Below are 23296 nucleotides of genomic sequence, written 5' to 3'. Positions count from 1 at the left end.
CGCCGGCCGCGGCGCCGGTCTCAGGCGTCCCGGATGCCTCAGACCGCCAGCGAGCGGACGTTCGCGTTGACCCACTCCACGATCGAGGCCGTCGTCGCGCCCGGCGTGAAGATCTCCGCGACGCCCTGCGCCTTGAGCGGGGGGATGTCGGCCTCGGGGATGATGCCGCCGCCGAAGACCTTGATATCCGCCGCGTCGCGCTCCTCCAACAGGGCGATGACCTTCGCGAAGAGGGTGTTGTGCGCGCCGGAGAGGATGGACAGGCCGATCGCGTCGGCGTCCTCCTGGATCGCGGTGTCGACGATCTGCTCCGGGGTCTGGTGCAGCCCGGTGTAGATCACCTCCATACCGGCGTCGCGCAGCGCCCGCGCGATGACCTTGGCGCCCCGGTCGTGCCCGTCCAGGCCCGGCTTGGCCACGACCACACGGATCGGACCCGACCTGCCCGCCGCGCCCTGGTTCCCCGCTTGCGCTCCGTCGTGCCGAGCCACACTCATCACTGCCTCCAAGCCATGCACGGCACTGTGGTGCCGCCGAGCCGACAATCGATCGCGCGACCGCGATCCGGCGGCCACGAGCGTGAACGAACGTTATCGCCAGCATCCCGTACCCAGCCGTTTCGTGACATCCGGGGAGGGGGAAATCACACACGGGACACGTTCGCTACGCGCCGTGTTCCGCGTGTCGTGACGCCATGGCCGGGCGGATCCGTACGCGCGGGGCGGGCGCTCGGGGAGTCGCAGCCGGGCCACCGCGCCGCCGGGCGCGCATCAGGGCGGGCACGCCGCATGTCCGCCGTCGCTGCGCATGGCTTCCCACGAGGGCATACGGGGGTCGAAGCCGCCTCCCGCGTGCCGTTCGGGAGGTCGGCCATGCAGGCCCTGCCCTTTCTCTCCGCACCCCTGGTGTTCGCGCGCCTCTTCACCGAGCCGCTCCGGCGCGCCCGCCGGCTCCCCACCCGTGCCTCTTCCCTGCTCGTGCGCAGCACGGTCGTGGAGCTGGCGGTGCTCGCCGGTCATCTCCTCCTCTACCCCACCGGCATCTCCCAGGAGCGCCCCGCACCGGGGGCCGCCCCGCACCCCGCGACCGGCCCCCCGGAAGGGCACCCGGCGCCGCAGTCCGTGCCGTCCATGCCGTCCGCGCCCGGCGCGCCGTCGATGCTGCCGACCGAGGGCCGGGCCCATCCACCGGTCCTCCTGCTCCACGGCTTCATCGACAACCGCTCCGTCTTCCTGCTGCTGCGCCGCTCGCTGCACCGGCACGGCTGGCGTCATGTCGAGGCGCTCAACTACTCCCCGCTGACCTGTGATCTGCGCAAGGCGGCCGAGCTGCTGCGCCGGCATGTGGAGGAAGTCTGCGCCCGGACCGGTCACCGCCGGGTGGACATCGTGGGCCACAGCCTGGGCGGTCTCATCGCCCGTTATTACGTGCAGCGGCTCGGCGGCGACGCCCGCGTCCGTACGGTGATCACGCTCGGGACCCCGCACTCCGGCACGGGCATCGCGCCCCTGATGTCGGCGCACCCGATCGTCCGCCAGATGCGGCCGGATTCCGACGTGATTGCGGAGTTGTCGCTTCCGGCACCGCATTGCCGGACGCACTTTGTCGCTTTCTGGAGCGAGGAGGACCGGGTGATGGTTCCCCCCACTACGGCCAGAATCAATCACCCGGATTTGCATGCGTTCAATGTGCATGTCGCCGGTGTCGGACATCTCGCCCTGCCGGTCAACGGCACCGTCGCCGCGGGCATACGCGACGCGCTGGCCTCGGCGGATCCGGCGGAAGGAGCGGCGGACGTCATATCGGTGGCCTGACTCCGCCACGGAACGACGGCCCGATCATGGTCCCGCGCACCGCCGGAACGACGCCGCGGGACCGTTCCGATCGTGGCGCATTGTCGAACAAACGTCGAACGGGGTGCCAAGAGCTCGCATGGGGACTGCCGAAAGGCGGCCAAATGCCCGGTCTCGCCGAGCCCAAAACCTGTTGAAGATTGTCGCCGCCGCGTACCGCCGGGTACAGTCGCCGCTAATTCTCCTGCTGCCGAGGCGAAAGAGAAGTTGGTGAACGACCGTCACCCATCGGGGGCCCCGCTCCCGACCGGATCCACTTCCGACGCCTCGTATGCGCATTATCCGGCCTACGACACCTACGGGCAGCAGCAATCCCCCTCGGGCAGCGCCGAATACGGCGACGGCGACCCGCTCTTCGGCTCGCTCCCCGGCTCGTACGAAACCGGCATGTACGACACCGGCGCCTATGGCACCGGGATGTACGACACCGGGACGCACGGCGCGGGTGCCTACGGCATGAGCGCCTACGGCACGGGCACCTTCCACACCGGCGCGTACGACACGGGGGCGTACGACTCCGCCGGCTACGGCACCGGCACCTACGACACCGGCGGCTACGCCTCGGCGCAGTGGGACACCGGCGCCTATGAGACCGGTGCCTACGACAGCGGCGCCTACCCCGCCGCCGACCCGCACGCGGCCGCCGCGGGCTACGACCCCTACGCGCACACCGCGTACGAGCCCCCGGCGCAGGACGCGACCGCCTACGCCTCCCACGGATACGACACGGCGGCCGCGTACGAGACGGCCGCCTACGAAGCCACCGCCTACGGCCACGGCGGGTACGACACCGGGAGCTACCCCACCGGCACGTACGACACCGGGAGTTACGCCGCCGTCGGGTACGACACCGCCGGCGCCTTCGACACCGGCGGCCAGCAGGCCACCGCGCTCCAGGAGGCCGCCGACCACGAGGCCACGGCGATCTGGACGACCACGGACCGGAACCTCATCGCCGGTATCCCGGCCCAGGCCGGCCCGCCGCCCGAGGACACCGTCCTGTGGGACACCGCTTCGTGGGGCGACACCCCGCACGCCGACACCGACCGGCACGACGGCGGCCGGCACGACAGCGAGCAGTTCGACACCGACGTTTTCGAGGCCGGCCGGCCCGGGACCGACGGCGACTCCCCCGACGAGGGCGGCCACTTCGGCCACACCGGCGGCTTCGACAACGCCGCCGGCGCCGGGGACGGCGAGGCCGCCGCCGTGGCGGAGGCCATGACGCAGGCCATGCCGGTCACCCCCGCGGCCCCCGCCGGGCGGCGGGTCGCCGGGCCGGACGCCGGCAAGGCCGTCCGCGGCCGGGGCCGCAAGCGCCCGGTGAAGCGGTCGGCGCTGCTGACCGTCGCCGTCCCCTCGGTCGCCGCCATGGGCGTGTGCGCCGTGGCCGCCGCCGCCGTCACCGGATTCACCGGCGACGACAAGGGCGACGCGACCGCCCAGGCCGCGCCCGACCCGGGAGCCGTCAAACCGTCGGCGGCCAACAACAAGCTCGACACCCAGCTCGCCGGACTCAGCGCCAGCGCCGACGACTTCCGCGACCGCGCCAGCCGCACCCAGGAGCGGATCGACCTCAAGCAGCGCCAGGCGCTGGAGCGCAAGCGCAAGGCGGAGGAGGCGGCCCGCAAGGAGGCCGCCCGCCCCAAGTTCGTGCTGCCGGTCACCCAGCACGGGCTGAGCGCCACCTTCGGCCAGGCCGGGGTGAACTGGATGTCCGTGCACACCGGCATCGACTTCCCGGTCAGCTACGGCACTCCGGTCATGTCCGCCACCGACGGCACCATCCGCACCCAGTGGAACTCCGCCTACGGGAACATGGCGATCGTGACGGCGCCCGACGGCACCGAGACCTGGTACTGCCACCTGAGCAGCACCAAGATCCGTTCCGGGTCGGTCAAGGCCGGGGACCAGATCGCCTATTCGGGCAACTCCGGCAACTCCACGGGACCGCACCTCCACTTCGAGGTGCGCCCCGGCGGCGGCGCGGCGGTCGACCCGCAGCCCTGGCTGCGCGACCACGGCCTCAACCCGAACTGACCGCCGCCGCCCGCCGGGTGACGGAGCCCGTCACCCGGCCCGCGCGGCCGTTACAGCTTCTCCACCGGCGCGTACCGCAGCAGTAGCCGCTTCGGCTTCTCGCCGCCGAAGTCGATCGTCGCCTCGGCGTTGTCGCCGCTGCCCTTGACGCCGACGACCGTGCCCAGCCCGAAGCTGTCGTGGGTGACGCGGTCGCCGACGGCCAGGGAGACCACCTGGCGGTCGCCGGCGCGGCGGGTCGCGAAGCCGCTCGGTCCTTTGGCGCGCGACGACGACAGGGCGGAGCCGAAGCCGCCGCCTCCGCCGCCCGCCGACAGGCCGCCCATGGACGCGGAGGGCGTCGCCTGGCCCGTGCGCTTCCACTCCACGTAGTCGGCCGGGATCTCCTCCAGGAAGCGGGAGGGCGGGTTGTACGAGGGCTGGCCCCAGGCGCTGCGCATCGTCGAGCGGGTGACGTAGAGCCGCTCGCGGGCGCGGGTGATGCCCACATAGGCGAGCCGGCGCTCCTCCTCCAGCTCCTTGGTCTGGCCCAGCGAGCGCATGTGCGGGAAGACGCCGTCCTCCAGGCCGGTCAGGAAGACGACGGGGAACTCCAGGCCCTTGGCGGTGTGCAGCGTCATCAGCGTGATCACGCCGCTGCCCTCCTCGTCCTCGTCCGGGATCTGGTCGGAGTCGGCGACCAGCGCGACCTGCTCCAGGAAGTCGGAGAGGGTGCCCGGATTCTCCTCCCCGCGGTCCTGCTCGAACTCCAGGGCCACGGCGGCGAGTTCCTGGAGGTTCTCGATCCGGGTCTCGTCCTGCGGGTCGGTGGAGGCCTGGAGTTCGGCGAGGTAGCCCGTGCGCTCCAGGACGGCTTCCAGGATCGTGGCGGGGCCGGCGCCGGACTCGACGATGGTGCGCAGCTCCTCCATGAGGACGTTGAAGCGCTTGACGGCGTTGGCGGAGCGGGCCGCCATGCCGTACGCCTCGTCGACCCGGCGCAGCGCCTGCGGGAAGGTGATCTTCTCGCGCGCCGACAGGGCGTCGATCATCGCCTCGGCACGGTCGCCGATGCCGCGCTTGGGGACGTTCAGGATGCGGCGGAGCGGGACGGTGTCCTCGGGGTTGGCGAGCACCCGGAGGTAGGCGAGGACGTCGCGGACCTCCTTGCGCTCGTAGAAGCGCACCCCGCCGACGACCTTGTAGGGCAGCCCGACCCGGATGAAGATCTCTTCGAAGACACGGGACTGGGCGTTGGTGCGGTAGAAGACCGCGACGTCGCCGGCCTTGGCGTCGCCGGCGTCCGTCAGCCGGTCGATCTCGTCTGCGACGAACTGCGCCTCGTCGTGCTCGGTGTCGGCGACATAGCCGGTGATCCTGGGGCCGGCGCCGGCTTCCGTCCAGAGGTTCTTGGGGCGGCGGTTCTCGTTGCGCTCGATGACGGCGTTGGCGGCGGACAGGATCGTCTGCGAGGAGCGGTAGTTCTGCTCCAGCAGGATCGTCGTCGCGTCCGGGTAGTCCTCCTCGAACTGGAGGATGTTGCGGATCGTGGCGCCGCGGAAGGCGTAGATCGACTGGTCGGCGTCGCCGACGACGCACAGCTCGGCGGCGGATTCGGCGGGGCCGACCAGCTCGCGGACGAGGGTGTACTGGGCGTGGTTGGTGTCCTGGTACTCGTCGACGAGGACGTGGCGGAAGCGGCGGCGGTAGTGCTCGGAGACGTCCGGGAAGGCCTGGAGCAGATTGACCGTGGTCATGATGATGTCGTCGAAGTCCAGGGCGTTGGCCTCGCGCAGCCGGGCCTGGTACATCGCATACGCCTCGGCGAGCGTCTTCTCGAAACCGTCGGCGGCGGTACCCGCGAAGGTCTCCTCGTCGATGAGCTCGTTCTTGAGGTTGGAGATCTTCGCGCTGAAGGACTTGGGCGGGTAGCGCTTGGGGTCCAGGTCGAGGTCGCGGCAGACCAGGGCCATCAGGCGCTTGGAGTCGGCGGCGTCGTAGATCGAGAAGGAGGAGGTGAAGCCCAGCTTCTTGGATTCGCGGCGCAGGATGCGGACGCAGGCGCTGTGGAAGGTGGAGACCCACATGGCGTTGGCGCGCGGGCCGACGAGCTCCTCGACGCGCTCCTTCATCTCGCCCGCGGCCTTGTTCGTGAACGTGATCGCGAGGATCTGGCCGGGGTGGACATGGCGCTCGGCCAGCAGATGAGCGATGCGGTGGGTGAGCACCCGGGTCTTGCCGGAGCCGGCGCCGGCGACGATCAGCAGCGGGCCGCCGGTGTGCACCACGGCGGCCTTCTGCTCGTCGTTGAGCCCCTCCAGCAGCGCCGCCGGGTCGATGGCGGGGCGGGCGGCGCCGTCGCGGTAGTACGCCTCTCTGGGCGGGGGCGCGTCGAACCTCCCGCCGAAGAGGTCGGCGGGGATCTCCTCCGGGGCCGGGCCGTGCTCGTCCTCGGGGGGCGGCGGGTGCTCCCCCTCGTCCTTGTGGCCGAGGTCCGCCAGGAAGCTGTCGTCAAAGAGGCTGCTCATCGCCCACCGAGTCTAGGCCGCCGCACTGACAGCCCGCCGCTGAGTCGCCCATTGCCGGCCGCTTCGGGGACGGGCCGTGGCACCGCGGCAGGTCAGGCGGCCGGGAGGAGCGCGGACCGGTCGGCGGCTCGTCTACCCGAAACCGACATCTGCCACAACAACCCCCGCATCGCGTTCAGGTCACGAAAAGGTTTCGGGCATATCGAACATCAGCCTTCACAGGAGCCACACGAGTTGGCTAACGTCCTCGCTCAGGCAGCCCGCCTCCCCGTGGACGACAGCGTCCGCACGGGCCGCCCACGCCGAGTCCGGCGCTGCCCACAGGCACCCGGAGCCGGGGACCCACCAGCACCACCGGGGTGAATCGATCCGGACAGCCGTCGCCAGCGGACATCCGGACCGTAGGGCAAGCCTTCCGTCAGCGACACCGCCCGAACCCGACAGCTAACCCGGTAGGCGGTCCACGGAAGGAGTCGCCGGCCTTGGCGTCGCATCGCAAGCCGCGCACCAGCATTCTCACCTCGCCCGGAGGACGACGAACGGCGGTCGGGCTCACCACCGCCGCCCTCGCCTCGGCCACGCTGCTCTCGCAGTCCGCCGACGCCGCCCCCCGGGCGCCCAAGCCCACCATCGAAGAGGTCAAGCAGAAGGTCGACGGCCTCTACCGCCAGGCCGAGGTGGCCACCCAGAAGTACAACGCCGCCAAGGAGCACGCCGAGACCCAGCGCCACACCGTCGACAAGCTGCTCGACGGCGCCGCCAAGCGGGCCGAGGCGATGAACGAGTCCCGGCGGCGGCTGGGCACCTTCGCCTCGGCGCAGTACCGCACCGGCGGCATGAACCCGACGGCGCAGCTGATGCTCGCCAAGGACCCGCAGCAGTTCTTCGACCGCAGCCACCTCATGGAGCGGCTGACCGGCCGGCAGAAGCAGGCCGTCTCCGACTACCAGGAGCAGCAGGCGGCGGCAGCCCGGCAGCGGGCGGAGGCGACCCGCAGCCTGGAGCGGCTGCAGACCTCGCAGGCCTCCCTCAAGGAGTCCAAGCAGTCCGTCCAGGCGAAGCTGGCCGAGGCCCGGCAGCTGCTGTCCCGGCTGACCGCCCAGGAGAAGGCGCGGCTGGCGGAGCTGGAGCGCCGGAAGGAGGCCGCGGCCAAGCGCAAGGCCGAGGAGGAGGCCCGCAAGCAGCAGGAGCGCGAGCGGCAGCAGCAGCACGACGGGGGCGGGCAGAGCGGTGGCGGCACCGACGGCGGCTCGTCCGCCGGACCGTCGTCGAACCAGGCCGAGAAGGCGCTCGCCTTCGCCCGCGCCCAGATGGGCAAGCCGTACGTCTGGGGCGCGACCGGGCCCAGCTCCTACGACTGCTCGGGGCTGACCCAGGCCGCGTGGAAGGCCGCCGGCGTCAGCCTGCCGCGGACCACCTGGGACCAGGTCAAGGTCGGCCAGCGGGTCGCCACCAAGGACCTCAAGCCCGGTGACCTGGTCTTCTTCTACGACGACATCAGCCACGTCGGCATGTACATAGGCGGCGGCAAGATGATCCACGCCCCGCACCCGGGCGCCAACGTCCGGGAGGAGTCGATCTACTACATGCCGATCTACGGGAGCGTCCGCCCGGGCTGAGCCCCGGCCCCGCGCCCCTCCGGACCACCCCCCACGGCCACCCCCCACGGCCACCCCCCACACGCCACCGCGCGGCCCCGCCCATCCGACGAGGAGGGCGAGGACCGCGCGGTGTGCTGTGGAGGGGCGCCCTCCCGGCGTGCGGAACCCGGTTCCCGGCCGCCCGCCGCCGCGCTCAGGTCCAGAGCACGGCGATGAAGATGTTGGCCACCGTCAGCCCGCCGACCGCGCCGAAGAGCGGGGCCGCGACCTTCTCCTCGTCCCGCTTGACGTAGACCAGCGCCAGGATGACCACCAGGACGGCCATCTTGATGCCGAGCTTGACGGTGTTGAGGCTGTGGCCCTCGGCCTGGTTGAGGCCGACCAGCACGATGCCGGTGACCAGCATCGTCAGCGCGCCGTGCAGCATCGCCGGTACGAAGCGGGCGGTGCCCGCGCCCATCGCCTTCATCTGGGTCAGGAAGCCGCCCAGCAGCGAGGCGATGCCGATGATGTGCAGGCCGACGAAGATATTGATTACTACGTCCATAGTGTCGGATCGTAGCCGCCGCATAGCACGGCCCTTCCGGCAGGGCGCCCGCAATCGACGCTTCGATCAGGCCGGACCTGCTCCCGGCCGGGGTACCGCGGCGCCATGGTCAACCGGGCACCACCCACGGTCGAAAGCGAACAATCCCGGGCAAGGGGACTCATCGCCGCGACCCACAGGCTTAGCGTCCTCCTCCAGGCGGCCGACTCTCCGCCCTCGCCGGGCTCCCACCGGCGTCCTGTCGGCCGCCCCGCCGAGAGGTGCGGCGGCGGTCCGTTCCCTCGTTACGGACCGCCGCCGGGCCCACGGCTCGTAGGGAAGGAAGGGACGGCCACCGTGGCCTCGCACCGCAAGCCCCGGCAGCATCCGCTCGCCGCGCTCACCGGCGGCTCACGCAGCGCACGCACCGCCCGCACGGCCGCCACCCTGGCCCTGGCCGGCGCGGCCACCGCCGCCGGCTTCGACGGCACCGGCCAGGCCGCGCCCCAGCTCACCCCCGCCCAGGTCAAGGACCGGGTCGACGCGCTGTACCAGGAGGCAGAGGTGGCCACACAGAGCTACGACGGCGCGAAGGAAGCCGCCGGCACCGCACGCGAGGAGCTCGGCAGGCTGCAGGACGAGGCCGCCCGCAGGACCGCGCGACTGAACGCCGCCCGCACCGAACTGGGCACCATGGCCGCGAGCCAGTACCGCTCCGGCGGCGTCGACCCGACCGTACGGCTGCTGCTCTCCGCCGATCCGCAGCGCTATCTGGACGGCGCCGCGGTGCTGGAGCGGGCGGGCAGCCACCAGGCGACCGCGGTGGCCGGCTACGCGCGCCGGCTCGGCAGCGTACGGCAGGTCCAGCGGCGCGCCCAGGACACCGCGCAGCGGCTGGCGGAGACCGAGGCCGCGCTGAAGAAGCACCGGGTCACCATCGTCCACAAGCTGGGCGCCGCCGAGCAGTTGCTGAGCCGCCTGACCGCGGAGCAGCGGCAGCGGATGGCGGCCCGGGGCGGCGCGCACGCCGGTGGCGCGCGCCGCGCGGACCGCGCCGCGGGACACGGGGACGGTCTCGCCGACGCGGCCCGCACCGGCGCGGGAGCCGCCGCGGCGGCGGCGCAGGCACCCGACTCCCGGGCCGCGCGGGCCGTCGCCTTCGCCTACGCCGCCCTCGGCAAGCCGTACGTCTGGGGCGCGACGGGCCCCTCCGCGTACGACTGCTCGGGGCTGACCCAGGCCGCCTGGAAGTCGGGCGGGGTGTCACTGCCCCGTACGACCTACACCCAGATCAGCTCCGGACCGCGGGTCGACAGGTCCCAACTCGCCCCCGGCGACCTGGTGTTCTTCTACTCCGGCATCAGCCATGTGGGGATCTACGTCGGGGACGGCAAGATGATCCACGCGCCGCACCCGGGGGCGCCGGTGCGGATCGCGCCGGTCGACCAGATGCCGTTCGCGGCGGCGACCCGGCCCGCCTAGCTGCCGCGCCGGTCGCTCAGGCCCTGAGGCTCAGCCCTGAGCTGCGTCCCCAGCCACTGGAAGACCCGCGGCACCTGCTGCTTCCACACCGCCGTGGTGTGGCCTCCGGCGCCCGAGATCTGCTGGACGTTCACCGTCGTCGGGAACCGCGCCAGCTGCCGCAGGCCGAGACCGGCCTGGTAGCCGTCGCCCGCCGCGCCGGTCACGTACAGGGCCGTGCGCGGCGGCCGCCCCATCGCGTTGGCGGACTTCAGGAGGTGCAGCGGGTTGGACTCGATGCGCAGCTTGGGGTCCTTGCCGGCCAGGGAGTCGCGTTCGAGGGCCGGGTCGTTGTAGCCGGACAGGGAGACCGCGGCGCGGTAGCGGTCCGGGTGGGACAGGGCGAGCTTGGTGGCGCAGTGGGCGCCCGCCGAGTAGCCGGCCAGGGCCCAGGAGTCGGGCTTGTCGCCCGCCCGGAAGTTGTCGACGATCATCTTGCGGACATCGACGGTCAGCCAGCTGTCGGCGTTGACCTTCCCGGGGAGGTTGACGCAGCCGGTGTCCGCGCCGGGCAGCAGGTTGGTCCGCGGCGCCACCAGGATGACCGGCCTGATCTGGCCGCCCTGCATCAGCGGCTGGAGCTGCTCGGCCACCCGCAGCGACCCCATCCAGGACTTCGCCGACCCCGGGTAGCCGGGCAGCAGCTCGACCACCGGGAACCTCTTGTTCCGGTAGGCCGGGTCGTTGTACTGCGGCGGCAGCCATACGTACACCTCACCCGCCACGCCCGAGATCCGGCCCCGGAGGTCGGTCATCTGGACCCCCGGGCCCACCTGGGGGTCGTCGGCCGGGCGGAAACGCTGGAGCTGCTTGGGCTCGTTCTTGATCTGCTGCCCGCCCATGCCGTCGGGGCCGAGGTCCCGGGCCGCCTCGACATGGCTGCCGGTGCCGAGCAGGTCGTCCCAGGTGTCGTAGAGGTTGTTCGCGTTGTTGACCAGGACGAAGACCACGGTGATGGCCGTGATCTGGGCGAACAGCAGCATCAGCAGCCGGGCGAGGCCGCGCAGCAGGGGCGGCCCGGCTATTCGGCCCCACAGGGCGAGCGGCAGCACGAAGGCGACGATCAACAGCGTGACCGAGGTGAGGAAGAAGGGCGTGCCCGTCAGGCTCATCGGGATCTCGCTTCCAGGACAAACTACGCGAAGGACGTGGGGATGGTTCCGGCCCCGCCTTCGGCAGTGAGCCTCTCCGCGCCCTTAGATGGTGATCCGCGTGGTCCTGGTTGCCCGTCTTCAGCCGTTCTTTACGTTCCGCCCCGCGGCAGCCGCCTCATCCGGCCACCGGACGGCTTGTCCAGGTCAGACCAGCCGCCGGGCGGCGGCCCAGCGGGTCAGCTCATGGCGGTTGGAGAGCTGGAGCTTGCGCAGCACCGCGGAGACATGGGACTCCACGGTCTTCACGGAGATGAACAGCTGCTTGGCGATCTCCTTGTACGCATAGCCGCGGGCGATCAGCCGCAGGACCTCGCGCTCGCGCTGGGTGAGGCGGTCCAGGTCCTCGTCGACCGGCGGGGCGTCCGTCGAGGCGAAGGCGTCCAGCACGAAGCCGGCCAGCCGCGGGGAGAACACCGCGTCGCCGTCGGCGACCCGGAAGACCGCGTTCACCAGGTCCGTGCCCGTGATCGTCTTGGTGACATAGCCGCGGGCGCCGCCGCGGATGACCCCGATGACGTCCTCGGCCGCGTCCGAGACGGAGAGCGCCAGAAAACGGACCGGGCGCTCCGTGTCGCCCATCATCGCGGCGCTGCGGCGCAGCACCTCGACGCCGCCGCCGCCGGGGAGATGGACGTCCAGCAGGACGACCTCGGGGCGGGTGGCCGTGATGACCGTGAGCGCCTGGTCGACGTCGGCCGCCTCGCCGACCACCTCGACGCCGGTGCGCGCGGTCTCGCCGATCTCGGCCTGGACGCCCGTACGGAACATCCGGTGGTCGTCGACCAGCACGACCCGTACGGTCCGGCCCCCGGCCGCGTCGCCGGCGGCCGCTTCGTCGCCGGCCCGGTCCTGCTGTGCGCCCTCGCTGCTCATCTCTTCCGCCCGTCCCTCGGTGTCTGCCCCGTCATCATCCCGTGCTCCCCTCCGCGGTGTCGCCACCGGCCGGCGCCCGCCCGGTCAGGTGCCGCTCTCCGCGGCCGGGCGTTCCATCTCCAGCTCGACGACCGTGCCGCCCTCGGGGGCGGAACGCAGCCGGGCCGTGCCGCCGTTGCGCTCCATGCGGCCGATGATGGACTCCCGTACGCCCATCCGGTCCTCGGGGACCGCGTCCAGGTCGAACCCGGGGCCCCGGTCACGCACCGAGACGAAGACCGTACGGCCCTCGACCTCGGCGTACACCTGCACCGCGCCGCCCTCGCCACCGTACTTGGCGGCGTTGACCATCGCCTCGCGAGCGGCCTGTATCTGGGCGCCCAGCGCCTCGTCCAGCGGACAGTCGCCGACGACCACGACCTCGATGGGGACGCCGTGATGGTCCTCCACCTCGGCCGCGGAGGCGCGGACCGCCTCGGCGAGGGTGGCCGGTTCCTCGTCCTCGTCCTTGCCGCGGCCCTCGGGTTTGTAGAGCCAGGCGCGCAACTCCCGCTCCTGGGCGCGGGCCAGCCGCGCCACCTCCCTGGGGTCCTCGGCGTTGCGCTGGATCAGGGTGAGGGTGTGCAGCACGGAGTCATGGACATGGGCGGCCACTTCGGCGCGTTCCTGGGCGCGGATGCGCATCAGCCGTTCCTCGGAGAGGTCCTGGGTGATCCGCACGAGATACGGGCCCGCCAGCAGCGCGATGCCGACGACGACGGCCAGCGAGGCCTGCAGCACCGAGCCGAGATGGCGCACCGACCCCTGCAGCACGACGATGCCGGTCACCCCGACGCCGACCAGCAGCACACCGGCCGCGCCGCGCAGCACCGGCAGCACGCCCTTGCGGCGGCCGAGTTCCAGCCACTGCGCACGGCGGGAGTTGTCGGCCTGGCGCCACACCAGCGCGACACCGGCGCCGATCAGCAGCACCGGCCAGACGTAGCCCCTGGCCTGGCCCACCTGGAATCTGGAGGCGACGATCGCGGCGCCGATGAGCAGCGCGATCAGCGCGAAGACCTGGCCCTTGTCGGGCTTGTGCCGCCGCAGCCGCTTGCCGCCGGTCGCGGCGGGGTGCCGGTGGTCCACGCCGCCGACGCCCAGCGGGACGAAGAACCAGAACGCGGCGTACAGCAGCGCGCCCATGCCGTCGGCCAGGAACAGGGCGACGAACACGATCCGCACCCAGGAGACCGGCAGCCCGAGATGCCCCGCCAGACCGCGCGCGACGCCGCCGAGCAACCGCCCGTCGGCGCTGCGGTACAGCTTGCGCACGGGCGGCTCGTCGGGGTCCGGCGCCGGGGCGTAGGTCGTCTCGGCGCGGCGCGGAGCGGTGGTCATGCCCCGATCGTCACACGGCGCCGGGGCCCGGGACATCAGGGTCGACCCTGAGTGCGTCCCTGACGTTTCGGGGGCGGGCCGACAGCGGGCGGCCGCCGGGCCCTGTTCGTCCCGGCTCCGGCCGGTGGCGGCTCCGGCCATGGCGGCTCCCGCCAGCCGCCGGGTTCCGCCGGCTCAGCTCTTCGGGTCGGTGCGGCGGAAGCCGTCCTTCACCACCGCGAAGACCTTCTCGAACTTGGCCCAGTCGGCTTCCGGCGCGGAGACATAGAGCGCGTACTCCTTCGCGCCCTCACGGCCGAACCCGAGGTCGATCCCCCGGAACGTGCGGGCCCGGCCTCCGAAGGTGAACTCCCAGATCGCGGCGGGATCGCCCTGGTAGGTCGTGGGCTGCATCCGCAACTGCTTATAGACGGGGTACATCTTCTTGAAGGCCACCTCGACGGCCTTGAAGTGCTCCACCTGATCGGGCGAGGAGAAGTCCAGAGCGCTCAGGGTCAGCTGGGCGCGCTCGGTGTCCTCCGCCTCGCTGGCCCCCGAGGCCCAGACGATTTGCCGACCGCTGTCCTTGACAATGCGCCTCCACCCCTTGGGTACCGGGAGGGTCACGCCGAGCGCGGGCTCCTTCACCCTCCGGTAGCCGTCAGGGAGCGGCGGCGGCGGTCCGATGCTGCTGGCGGGGCGGTTGTTGGGAACCGGGGCGCCCTTGCCGGAGGCCTGCTGGGACCCGCTGCCGGCATCGAGGTGCATCAGGTACCAGGCCGCGCCGGCACCGCCGCCGGCGAACAGCATCCCGGCGACGCTCCAGACCATGACCCGCACCACACGCCGCCCACGGGACGTGGTCCCGGCCTGGGCCTCCGTACCGGCCGTGTCCGAGAAGGGCAGGGGGCCGGTCACGGCGCCGCCGACACCCGTCGCCGTACCCGAGCCCGTGCCCGAGCCCGTGTCGGAGTCCGTGCCCGCGGCACTTCCGGCACCGGTCCCGGTACCCGTGCCCGTCCAAGTCCGGCCCGACGCGGTTCCCGATCCGTGCGGCACCGCACGGGTCGGCGCCTCCGTCTGCCCGGCCTGCCCGCTCGTCCCGGTCGCTTCCTGGCCCTCGCGGCCGATCGTGCCCAGGGGCAGCGTCCGCCAGCCGAGCAGCGCCGTTTCCGCCTCGGCCTCGACGGCCCGCAGGGCCTGCTCGACGACCTCGGCCGTCGGGCGCTCGGCCGGCTCCTTGGCGAGCAGCGCCTCGATCAGCGGACTCAGCGAACCGGCGTTGCGCGGCCCCTCCAGCGGGTCCATGGCGATCGCGTACGCCGTCTCGACCGCGGTGTCCTTCCGGAACGGGGGCCTCCCCTCCACCGCCTGATAGAGCGTCGCGCCCAGCGCCCACAGGTCGGAGGCGGGCCCCGGGCTGCCGCTCCTGACCCGCTCGGGCGCCAAGTAGTCGATGGAGCCGACCAGCTCGCCCGTCTTGGTGAGCGTGGAGGTACCGCTGGCGACCGCGATGCCGAAGTCGGTGAGCACCACCCGGCCGTCCTCGCCGAGCAGCACATTGCCCGGCTTGACATCACGGTGCAGCACACCGGCGGAGTGTGCGGCGCGCAGTGCCGCCACCATGCCGCGTCCGATACGGGCGGCTTCCCGCGGAGTAACCGAACTGTCCTGCCGGGCCGCTTCCTTGATGAGGTCCCCGAGGGTCGTCGAGGGGACGTACTCCATCACGATGCACGGCATCCCGGCGTCGTCCACGACGTCGTGCACCCCCACCACATTGGGGTGGTTGATGCGCGCCGCGGCCTGTGCCTCACGGGTGGTGCGCTCATAACGCCTCGCCAGTTCGTCCGCATCGAGATGCGGCGCCACATGCAAGCGCTTGACCGCGACCTGACGCGCTAGGACTTCGTCCCGGGCACGCCAGACGGTGCCCATACCGCCCTGGCCTATCCGCTCAACCAGGCGATACCGCCCGGCGACCAGTCGCCCCTCGTCCACCGACGCCGCCTCCGTCACCGCACGCCCCTCCGGAAACCCGTACGTATCCAGGGCGCAACGATAGTCGCCCGTGCCGGTGGAAAGCCCTCCCCCCACCGCCCGTCGGCACCCGTGTTCCGGCCGGGACCCAAGGGGCGGGGGCATATGCGAAGCCACGAGGGGTTTCGGGACCCCCCTGGGGCATATCGGGGACGCCGTCGGGGAATCTCAGGGATCTGCCAGGGTTTCCACGGATGCCCCGCCTCGCCGGCCCAGGTCACCATGGGTCCATGAACGATGCAGCCCCCGTCGAGGAGCCGGCGCCCGCCGACCCCGCCGGCCCCACCCCGCCGCACGCCCCGCTGCGCCGCAGCCGGCGCCACAAGGTGATCGGCGGCGTGTGCGGCGGGCTCGGCCGCCAGTGGGATCTCGACCCGGTGATCTTCCGGATCGTGCTCGCCGTGCTCTCCGTCGGCGGTCTCGGCCTCATCGCCTACGGCTTCGCCTGGCTGCTCATCCCCCTCGACGGCGAGGACGAGAACGAGGCCCGCAGGCTGCTCTCCGGCCGCGTCGAGGGCTCCGCGCTGACGGCCCTGCTCTTCGCGCTCGTCGGCTGCGGACTGTTCCTGACGACCCTGGCCAAGGGCAGCATGCTGTCGTTCGCCATCATGCTGACGCTGGCGGCGGCCGGTTCCGCCTACTGGTCGCGGCGGCGCCGGGAAGTCGAGGCCAAGGGCCCGGAGTCGGTGGACTCCGCCACCGCCCAGGCCGTCGCCGACGCCCCGCCCGAGACCATGGCTCCCCCGGTGCCCACCGGACCGTCCTGGTGGCGCAACCAGCACTCCAAGGGCGGTCCGGCCTATTTGTGGGGGCCCGAGAACACCCCGCTCCCGCTGGACATCACCTACCGCCACGAGCACGGCGCGGGTGCGCCGGCGGACGGCCGGCCCCGCCTCTGGTCCGATGCCGGCGGCCCGCCCGGCCCGTCCCCCGACGGCACCTCCTCCGCCCTCTCCCCGCGTGCAACTCGTCGTAGCGGCCGCCCGATCGGCGGCTGGACGTTCCTCCTCGCCCTGCTCGTCGGCGGCGCCACCGCACTGACCGTGTTCCACCAAGAGGGATTCGCCCCCTCCCTCCAGGCAGGACTGGCAGCCGCGCTGGTCGTCTTCGGCCTGGGACTCGTACTCAGCGCCTGGTGCGGACGGACGGGCGGCGGCACGGTCTTCATGGTGGTGCTGACGGCCCTGCTGCTGGCGGCCGCGACGGCGGTGCCCGACAACCTCACCACCGACTGGCGGAAGAGCACCTGGTCCCCCACCACCCTCGCCGCCGTCCGGCCGCATTACGAGGTCGGCTCCGGGGAAGGGACGTTGGACCTCTCCGGCCTTCCCCTCAAGGGCGGCCGTACGGTCCACACCAGCGCCGACGTGGGCTTCGGCCGCCTCCAGGTGACGCTGCCGCACGGCGTCACCACCCGCCTGCACATCTCGCTCGGCCTCGGCGACGTCCAACTGCCCGGCGAATCACCGCACGACGTGGACCTCTCGGCGGGTGGCGAGAAGACCCTGACGCTGCCCGCCGACGGCCTCAAGAAGGGCGAGAAGCCACGCGGTTCGCTGGTACTCGACCTCCACATCGGCGCGGGCCAGGTCGCCATCGAGCGCCCGACGCCGCCCGCCGCCCCCAGGCCGCCCGCCGCCTCGACGCCCACCCCCGCGGCGCCCGGCCCGGCAACACCCACACCGGCGATACCCGTCGCGGCGCCCCCCACCCCGCCGACGCCCGGCCCGGCGGTTCCCGCGCTGCCGGCCGCCCCGACCCCCGAGGGAGCCCCCGAGTGAAGCGCCACCGCTTCGAACCGGCCCGCCTGATCTCGGGCCTCACCGCCCTCACCCTCGGCACGGGCTACGGCCTCGACGCCCTCGGACTCTGGCAGGCGCCCGGGCTCTGGCTCTTCCTCGCCCTGCCCGCCGGCCTGTTCCTCTCGGGCCTCACCGCCGCCGTCCGGGCCACGACCCGTCGGGGCACATCCCCGCCCACCGAACCGCCGCCCGCGTCACACATCTGACGGCCCGGACGCGCCCGGACGCGCCGACCCGCCCCCCGATGCCACACCCTTGACGCGCACCCTGGCGCACCCCTGACCGGCGGGACGACCACGCCGGAAGGATCCCGGGACCCGCGGGCGTGGCAGAGCCCGGGCCCGCAAAGCCCGGGATCACAAAGCCCGGCACGGCAAAGCCAGGGCCGCAGAGCCCGGCATGGCAAAGCCTGGGATCACAAAGCCCGGCACGGCAAAGCCAGGGCCGCAGAGCCCGGCATGGCAAAGCCCGGGGTCACAGAGCCCGGCGTGGCAGAGCCAGGAGTCGCCGAGCCGGCGGCAGCCGCACCCGGCGGCAGCCGCACCCGGCGGCGGCCGCGCCCGGGAAGTGCCGAAAGGAGCCTGCGCCTGGTCGAAGGGACACCCGCCCCTAGCCGAACAGCTGTGTCCCGTGCCGCCTGCGGCGGTGGGCCCAGGCCGCGTCGAGGGAGAGCATCGGCGTGCCGGCCAGGACGAGCGGGACCCAGGCCATCAGATAGGCGAGGTCGTTGCCGTAGTAGTACGGCGTGGTCGCCCAGCTCACGGTGAGCCACAGCGACAGCGAGATCAGCGCACCGCCCAGGGCCGCCAGCCGCCCCAGCAGGCCCACGAGCGTCCCGAGGCCCACGGCCAGTTCACCGGCCGCGATGGCATAACCGAAGCCCACCGGGCTCTTCTGCGCGAGGTCCACGAGCTGGGGCAGCGCCGCCGTGTCATGGACCTGGCCCAGCATGTCGCCGATCGACCCGGAGCCGCTGGGCGCCAGGAACGCCGGGTCCAGCAGCTTGTCGATGCCCGCGTAGAGGAACGTGGCGCCCAGGAACAGCCGCAACGGGAGCAGTGCATGGCGCCCCAGCCGCCCCCGTGCCCCGGCACCGGAGCCCTCGACGGCCACCCCTCCCAGTTCGGCACCGATCGTGCGATTCGCGTGAACCATGACGTCCGCCTCTCCGTTGCCTCCGGGCGCAGACGATTGTGCCCCCGGCCACGCCTCCTGGGGAGATACGTACGCACGTGCGCGAGAGGTTCAACGAAGCAACGCACTTCCGGCGGCTGGGGCACACACATTCGTCACGAGGAGGCGGCCGACGGGGTCCAGAGCCCCCCGTGTCCTGCCCGCAGCCCTCACCCCGAGCCCGCCGCGCGCACGGACGCCCCGACCACCGCGCCCCACATCCCGACCACAGCGACCCTCGCCCCGAGACCGCTGCACACACCACGTCCCCACCACAGCGCCCCTCCCCCAGGCCCACCGCCCGCCCCACATCCCGACCACAGCGCCCCTCACCCCGGACCCACCGCCCGCCCCACATCCCGACCACAGCGGTGCTCGCCCCGAGCCCGGCGCGCCCCACGACCCCGGCCGGAGCGCCCTCCCGACCGCCGCGCCCACGACCCCGACCGCGGCACTGCCGCCCCGCCGGCCGCCGCCCTCAATCCAGGACGTCGACGGGGTAACCGTTCGACTCCACACCCGCCGCCGTGATCACCCGGACCGTGACCCGGCCCGGCTCGACGTCGACCGGCACCGGCACGGTCAGCACCCCGTCCGCCGGATTGGCGAAGCCGCCGGCCACCGGCACCAGGGGGACGGGGACATGGACATCGCCGATCCGCACCACGGTCCGGGCGAGCCCGTCGGGGGTGCCGGCGCCCGGCGGGACGAAGCCGGCGCCGCGGATCTCGATGTCATCGCCGGTACGGACCGGCGCGGCAAGATCGCCCAGCTCACGGGAGCGGACGACCGAGAGGATCACCGGCCGCCCGCCCACCACCGCCTTCCCCCACAGATAGGTCGCCCCGGAGAGCGCCAGGAGCACCACCAGGCCCCAGGGCAGTGGCGGCACATGCCCCGGCTGCCCGGTCAGCCGCACCAGGGCATACACCAGCACGGCCGCGTTCACCAGGACGTACTGCACGTCCAGGAGGCTGCCCCGGCCCGCGTCGTCCGCCAGCAGGTCGGCGGCCCGCGGCCGCCCGGCGGGAACCTTCTGCAGCCGCCCCGACCGCACCCGCGACGCCACCAGCCCGTACGCCACCACGGCCACCCCGCACCCGATGGCGAGCACCGCCAACAGGGACCCGGACCGGGCGAGTTCCAGGTCCCGGAGCAGGGCGCTCCGCCCGTCCGGCGCGGTGGTCGCCGCCAGCTGCACGACCGTCGTCAGCACGATGTACAGCACCGCGGCCGCCCAGCCCGTCGCCACCGTCCGCGAGGTGGACAGCCGCCCGTCCTCACCGATCAGCGGCGCCAGCACCCCGCCGTGCGCGCGGTGCCACCAGGCCGCCGCCGACAGCAGCAGCGCGAGCACGACGGCCGCGAGCAGCCCCGCCGTACGGGTCACCGTCCAGCCGCCGCCGAGGGCGGTCAGCGCCTGCCCGAGCAGCAGGGCGATCACCGCGCCCCAGACGACCAGCAGGGTGCGCCTGCGTACGGACGTCAGCCAGGCGGTTCCCTCGGCGGCGCCCCGCTTGGCCACCTCCCGGGCGGACAGCGTCAGTTCGTCGGAGACCCACTGCCGGGCCGCGCCGGCGGAACGGGCGAGTCCGGCCGGCACCCCGTGCCCGGCGGCGAAGTCCTCGCGCAGCGCTATGAACGCGGCGACCGCCTCCCGGTGCCCCGCACGCGCCCCGTGCGGGCACCGTCCGCACCGGCACTCGCCGCCGGCGGCGCGCTCCGCGCCGTCCCCCGGCTCGCCCGCTCCGGCCATCCTGCCCGTCACCTCAACCGACACGTCCGTTACCGCCCCGCCACCGCTCGCCGCCAACTTGTGGAGTACAGAGGCGAATTGTGCCCCAGATGGCCAGGTCGGATATCAAACGTCCTGTTGGTGGCGGGTGGTGGGCGCATCGGCGCGTTGACGTACGCGAAGCGGCAGCCACGGCCGTCACACGCGCCCCACTGGATACGTACCGATGTACGCCGGGTTCCGCACATCTGATCGGCCGGCGACCAGGAAAACCCGGCGCGTCCCCTATTCGGGCGAACCGGGGCACGGCGACGGCTGAGCGGTCCGCGCGCTGCGCAAGCTCTCGCCGTGTGCCAAATACACCGAATTCACGGCTGCCACCGCCGCGTTGACCTTGACGAACCACCGGCCCCGGACAGCCGGGCGCAACCGCACGGATGCCACGAACCCGACGGACCCCACGCGCTCGACGGACCCCACGCACTCGAAGGACCCCACACGCGCCACGAACGCCACGCGCTCCATGAACCCCATGCGCTCAACGACCCCCGTGCATCCCACCAACCCGAGGCACTCCACGGCCCCGGCGGACCCCAGGTCCGCGCCCGTCTCCGCCGGCACCGGGCGGCCCGGCGCCGAGCCCGTCCCCCGCGTCCCCGCACCGGCCTCCGGCGCCTGGGGGCCGGACTGCTGGCGGCCGCCGCTCTCCTGCTCCTGAGCGGGATCGCCGCGCTGCTCGTCGGCGCGCCGACGGCGACCGCCCATGACCGGTACCGCCGTACGCCGGACGGCGACAACTGCGCCTATGCCGGGACCGCGCCCCCCGTGGACGTGCCGACGGGCTTCCCCATGCCCCGCCACTGGCACTTCCCCTGCACCGGGAAGAAACCCCCGCCGTCCCACACGCCGGCACCTCCCCCACGGAGCCCGAAACCCGCACCACCACCACCACCACCGCCACCCCCCGCCCCCAGACCCAAGCCGACACCACCGCCCCCACCGCCCCCGCCTCCTCCGCCCCCCGCTCCCCGTATCCGCCCGGCGGCCCCGCCGCCCGACCCGAAGCCCCGGCCCACCCCCTCCGTCCGCCGCCCGTCACCTCCGCCCGCCCTGCCCCGCAGCTATGCGCCGGTGTCCCACAAACCGCGCGCCGGGCGCTCCGTGGTGACCACGACCCTGCTGATCACCGCGCCGGCCGTGCTGGCCGGTGCCGCCCTCCGTCCCCGTTCGAGCTCCTCGTCCGGTTCCGCCGGGCGCCGTTCCTCGTAGGAGGTCTCCATGTCGCAATGGCTGGTGCTGACTCTCGCCATGGTCGTCGCCTGTGGCGTCGTCCTGACCATCACCGTCCTCAAGGAGCGCCGGATCAGTGAGGACGACGACCCGACCGAAACACCCGATGTGATCGAGTACCTGACGATGATGGTGGGGGTGGTCTACGCGATCGTGCTGGGCCTGGCCATCGCCGGTGTGTGGGAGGCCAGGAGCGCGGCCGAGGACACCGTACGGACCGAGGCCCAGGCGCTGCACGAGGTCAGCGCGCGGGCGCGGGCCTACCCCGCGCCGGCGCGGGACCGCATCCGCTCGGACGTCGACGCGTATGTGTCCTACGTCGTGCACAAGGAATGGCCGGTCATGGCAGAGAAGGGCGAACTGACCGACCGCGGCACCGCACTGCTGACGCAGGTCCGGGCGGACGTCACCGACTACCACCCGCGCAACGACTTCGAGGGGCAGTCCTACCAGCCCCTCGTCGACCAGGTCGCGGTGGCCGACGGCGCCCGCTCCGCCCGTGCGGACGCGGCCGATTCGACGCTGCCGGGCGTGGTGTGGTTCGGGCTGATCATCGGTGGCGCCATTTCGATCGGCGTCATGTTCACCCTGCAGATCCGGCGCTCGGGGCGGGAGTTGCTGATGGCCGGGCTCTTCAGCGCGTTGATCGCCTTTCTGCTGTTCCTGGTCTGGGACTTCGACGCGCCCTTCAGCCGGGGCATCGCCGCGACCGCCTCACCGTTCCTCGACCTGTTCCCGCATCCGTGAAACGCGCCGGGCCCTGCGGGACGGCCGTCCGTCCTCCGGGGCCCGGCCGGGCCCCGGGCCCCCCCAAGGGGTGCCGCCCGGGCCCGCCCAGGAGGTGCCGCCCGGGCCCGCCCGGAGGGCGCGGACCCTAGCCGAGCGGTCCCTAGCCGAAGAGATCCGGCTCGCTGCGGGCGATCTGCTGGTACAGCGGCTGGTAGTTGATCCAGGCCACCAGGTCGTTGCCCAGCTGTTCGCGGGTGCGGACGGCGTCGTCGTGGTCGATCAGGACCGGCTTGCCGGCGGCCTTCGCGGTGAGCTGGACCTGGCAGGAACGTTCCATCGTGAGGAACCACCACGCCGCCGCGTCCACCGAGTCGCCGACCGTCAACAGGCCGTGGTTGCGCAGGATCACGGCCTTGTGCGGGCCGAGGGCGGCGGCGATCCGCCGGCCCTCCGCCTCGTCCACCACCACGCCCGTGTAGTCGTCGAAGAGCGCGTGGTCCTCGTAGAACGCACAGACGTCCTGGGTGATCGGGTCCAGCAGCTCGCCCAGCGCGGAGAGCGCCCTGCCGTACGTGGAGTGGCTATGGGCCGCCGCGACGACGTCGGGACGGGCCCGGTGGACCTGGGCGTGGATGGCGAACGCCGCCTGGTTGACGTGGTAGCGGCCCTCGACGACCTTGCCCTCCGCGTTCACCAGCAGCAGGTCGCTGACCGTGACGTGCCGGAACGACATGCCGAAGGGGTTGACCCAGAAGCAGTGCGGGAACTCCGGGTCGCGCGCGGTGATGTGGCCCGCGACGCCCTCCTCGAAGCCGTAGTGCCCGAAGAGGCGCAGCGCCGCGACCAGGCGTTCCTTGCGATGGCGCCGCTCGGCCTCCAGGGTCTGATGCGTCGGCGGCATCGCGAACTGCAGCTGGTCGGTGGGTATGGGGGTCGGCTCGGGCATCGCGGCTCTCCTCCTGGCACGTACGGCTCTTGATGCTCGATGCGGAAGCTACCTTCCACTACCGCAGGTAACCAGGGCCGGGGCCGATGGAATGCCCCGGCTGCCGGACGAGGACACGACGAAGCCGCCGCCCGGTCGGTCCGGACG

At 72.8% G+C, this 23296-nt stretch carries 17 protein-coding genes, 1 pseudogene and 1 riboswitch; of the genes and pseudogenes, 7 read left to right on the top strand and 11 right to left on the bottom strand.

The window, feature by feature from the left end; all coding sequences use genetic code 11:
- Positions 1 to 38: 38 nt before the first annotated feature.
- Positions 39 to 497 carry a cobalamin B12-binding domain-containing protein gene (locus AB0411_RS31940; protein WP_086719975.1) on the bottom strand — a complete coding sequence of 153 codons (459 nt, stop codon included), beginning with the start codon at positions 495 to 497 and terminating at the stop codon, positions 39 to 41.
- A 375-nt stretch (positions 498 to 872) separates the two neighbouring features.
- Here AB0411_RS31940 and AB0411_RS31935 point away from each other — a divergent pair, with 375 nt between their 5' ends.
- Together AB0411_RS31935 and AB0411_RS31930 are read left to right on the top strand one after the other, a co-directional pair.
- Positions 873 to 1814 carry a lipase family alpha/beta hydrolase gene (locus AB0411_RS31935; RefSeq protein ID WP_366420755.1) on the top strand — a complete coding sequence of 314 codons (942 nt, stop codon included), beginning with the start codon at positions 873 to 875 and terminating at the stop codon, positions 1812 to 1814.
- 249 nt (positions 1815 to 2063) lie between these two features.
- Positions 2064 to 3893, top strand: coding sequence for a M23 family metallopeptidase (locus AB0411_RS31930; RefSeq protein ID WP_366420754.1), 1830 nt, complete (start codon positions 2064 to 2066; stop codon positions 3891 to 3893).
- A gap of 50 nt (positions 3894 to 3943) precedes the next feature.
- Here AB0411_RS31930 and pcrA read toward each other — a convergent pair whose 3' ends face one another.
- Complete coding sequence (gene pcrA, locus AB0411_RS31925; protein ID WP_366420753.1) at positions 3944 to 6400, bottom strand: DNA helicase PcrA; 2457 nt, start codon at positions 6398 to 6400, stop codon at positions 3944 to 3946.
- Positions 6401 to 6690: 290 nt separating this feature from the next.
- Positions 6691 to 6874, top strand: a riboswitch (cyclic di-AMP (ydaO/yuaA leader).
- A gap of 8 nt (positions 6875 to 6882) precedes the next feature.
- Between pcrA and AB0411_RS31920 the strand changes: the two genes are divergently transcribed.
- Entirely contained in the window at positions 6883 to 8019 is a 1137-nt protein-coding gene (locus AB0411_RS31920; protein WP_366420752.1) for a C40 family peptidase, read from the top strand.
- Between the two features lie 175 nt (positions 8020 to 8194).
- Here the strand turns inward: AB0411_RS31920 and AB0411_RS31915 are convergent, their stop codons facing one another.
- On the bottom strand, positions 8195 to 8548 hold the full coding sequence (locus AB0411_RS31915) for a hypothetical protein (protein ID WP_366420751.1): 354 nt from the start codon (positions 8546 to 8548) through the stop codon (positions 8195 to 8197).
- Between the two features lie 336 nt (positions 8549 to 8884).
- Between AB0411_RS31915 and AB0411_RS31910 the strand changes: the two genes are divergently transcribed.
- The gene (locus AB0411_RS31910; RefSeq protein ID WP_366420750.1) at positions 8885 to 10009 is read left to right on the top strand and encodes a C40 family peptidase; all 1125 of its coding nucleotides are present in this window, start codon (positions 8885 to 8887) and stop codon (positions 10007 to 10009) included.
- Here the strand turns inward: AB0411_RS31910 and AB0411_RS31905 are convergent.
- The 4 genes from AB0411_RS31905 to AB0411_RS31890 all read right to left on the bottom strand — a co-directional run bounded on the left by AB0411_RS31905 (position 10006) and on the right by AB0411_RS31890 (position 15453).
- A complete protein-coding gene (locus tag AB0411_RS31905) occupies positions 10006 to 11160 on the bottom strand; it encodes an alpha/beta hydrolase (protein WP_366420749.1) in 1155 nt (384 codons plus the stop codon). The genes AB0411_RS31910 and AB0411_RS31905 overlap by 4 nt on opposite strands.
- Positions 11161 to 11346: 186 nt before the next feature.
- Positions 11347 to 12075 (bottom strand): response regulator transcription factor, encoded by a 729-nt coding sequence (locus AB0411_RS31900; protein WP_366420748.1) that lies wholly within the window; start codon positions 12073 to 12075, stop codon positions 11347 to 11349.
- 84 nt (positions 12076 to 12159) lie between these two features.
- Positions 12160 to 13455, bottom strand: a complete 1296-nt coding sequence (locus AB0411_RS31895; RefSeq protein WP_366420747.1) for a PspC domain-containing protein — start codon at positions 13453 to 13455, stop codon at positions 12160 to 12162.
- 174 nt (positions 13456 to 13629) lie between these two features.
- The gene (locus AB0411_RS31890) at positions 13630 to 15453 is read right to left on the bottom strand and encodes a serine/threonine-protein kinase (RefSeq protein WP_366420746.1); all 1824 of its coding nucleotides are present in this window, start codon (positions 15451 to 15453) and stop codon (positions 13630 to 13632) included.
- A gap of 251 nt (positions 15454 to 15704) precedes the next feature.
- Here AB0411_RS31890 and AB0411_RS31885 point away from each other — a divergent pair, with 251 nt between their 5' ends.
- Both AB0411_RS31885 and AB0411_RS31880 read left to right on the top strand, forming a co-directional pair.
- Positions 15705 to 17255: a PspC domain-containing protein gene (locus AB0411_RS31885; RefSeq protein WP_366420745.1), complete on the top strand. Its 1551-nt coding sequence runs from the start codon at positions 15705 to 15707 to the stop codon at positions 17253 to 17255.
- Positions 17252 to 17482 (top strand): hypothetical protein, encoded by a 231-nt coding sequence (locus AB0411_RS31880; RefSeq protein WP_366420744.1) that lies wholly within the window; start codon positions 17252 to 17254, stop codon positions 17480 to 17482. The genes AB0411_RS31885 and AB0411_RS31880 overlap by 4 nt, the downstream gene beginning before the upstream one ends.
- Positions 17483 to 17885: 403 nt before the next feature.
- Here the strand turns inward: AB0411_RS31880 and AB0411_RS31875 are convergent, their stop codons facing one another.
- From AB0411_RS31875 to AB0411_RS31865, 3 genes are all read right to left on the bottom strand, one after another.
- Complete coding sequence (locus AB0411_RS31875) at positions 17886 to 18431, bottom strand: TQO small subunit DoxD (protein WP_366420743.1); 546 nt, start codon at positions 18429 to 18431, stop codon at positions 17886 to 17888.
- A gap of 496 nt (positions 18432 to 18927) precedes the next feature.
- A complete protein-coding gene (locus AB0411_RS31870; protein ID WP_366420742.1) occupies positions 18928 to 20205 on the bottom strand; it encodes a hypothetical protein in 1278 nt (425 codons plus the stop codon).
- Between the two features lie 1100 nt (positions 20206 to 21305).
- Positions 21306 to 21464 (bottom strand): hypothetical protein, encoded by a 159-nt coding sequence (locus AB0411_RS31865; RefSeq protein WP_164992969.1) that lies wholly within the window; start codon positions 21462 to 21464, stop codon positions 21306 to 21308.
- On the opposite strand from AB0411_RS31865, the gene AB0411_RS31860 reads away from it, so the two are divergent.
- Positions 21463 to 22221, top strand: coding sequence for a hypothetical protein (locus AB0411_RS31860; RefSeq protein WP_366420741.1), 759 nt, complete (start codon positions 21463 to 21465; stop codon positions 22219 to 22221). The genes AB0411_RS31865 and AB0411_RS31860 overlap by 2 nt on opposite strands.
- 142 nt (positions 22222 to 22363) lie before the next feature.
- Here AB0411_RS31860 and AB0411_RS31855 read toward each other — a convergent pair.
- A pseudogene (locus AB0411_RS31855) lies at positions 22364 to 23155 on the bottom strand (class II aldolase/adducin family protein); the annotation flags it as partial.
- Positions 23156 to 23296: the final 141 nt, after the last annotated feature.

The sequence above is a fragment of the Streptomyces angustmyceticus genome (assembly GCF_040701845.1).
In the GTDB taxonomy this organism is placed as follows: Bacteria; Actinomycetota; Actinomycetes; order Streptomycetales; family Streptomycetaceae; genus Streptomyces; species Streptomyces angustmyceticus_A.
The sequence above is the reverse complement of the archived record's forward strand: the minus strand, read 5'-3'. Positions and strand labels throughout refer to the sequence as shown.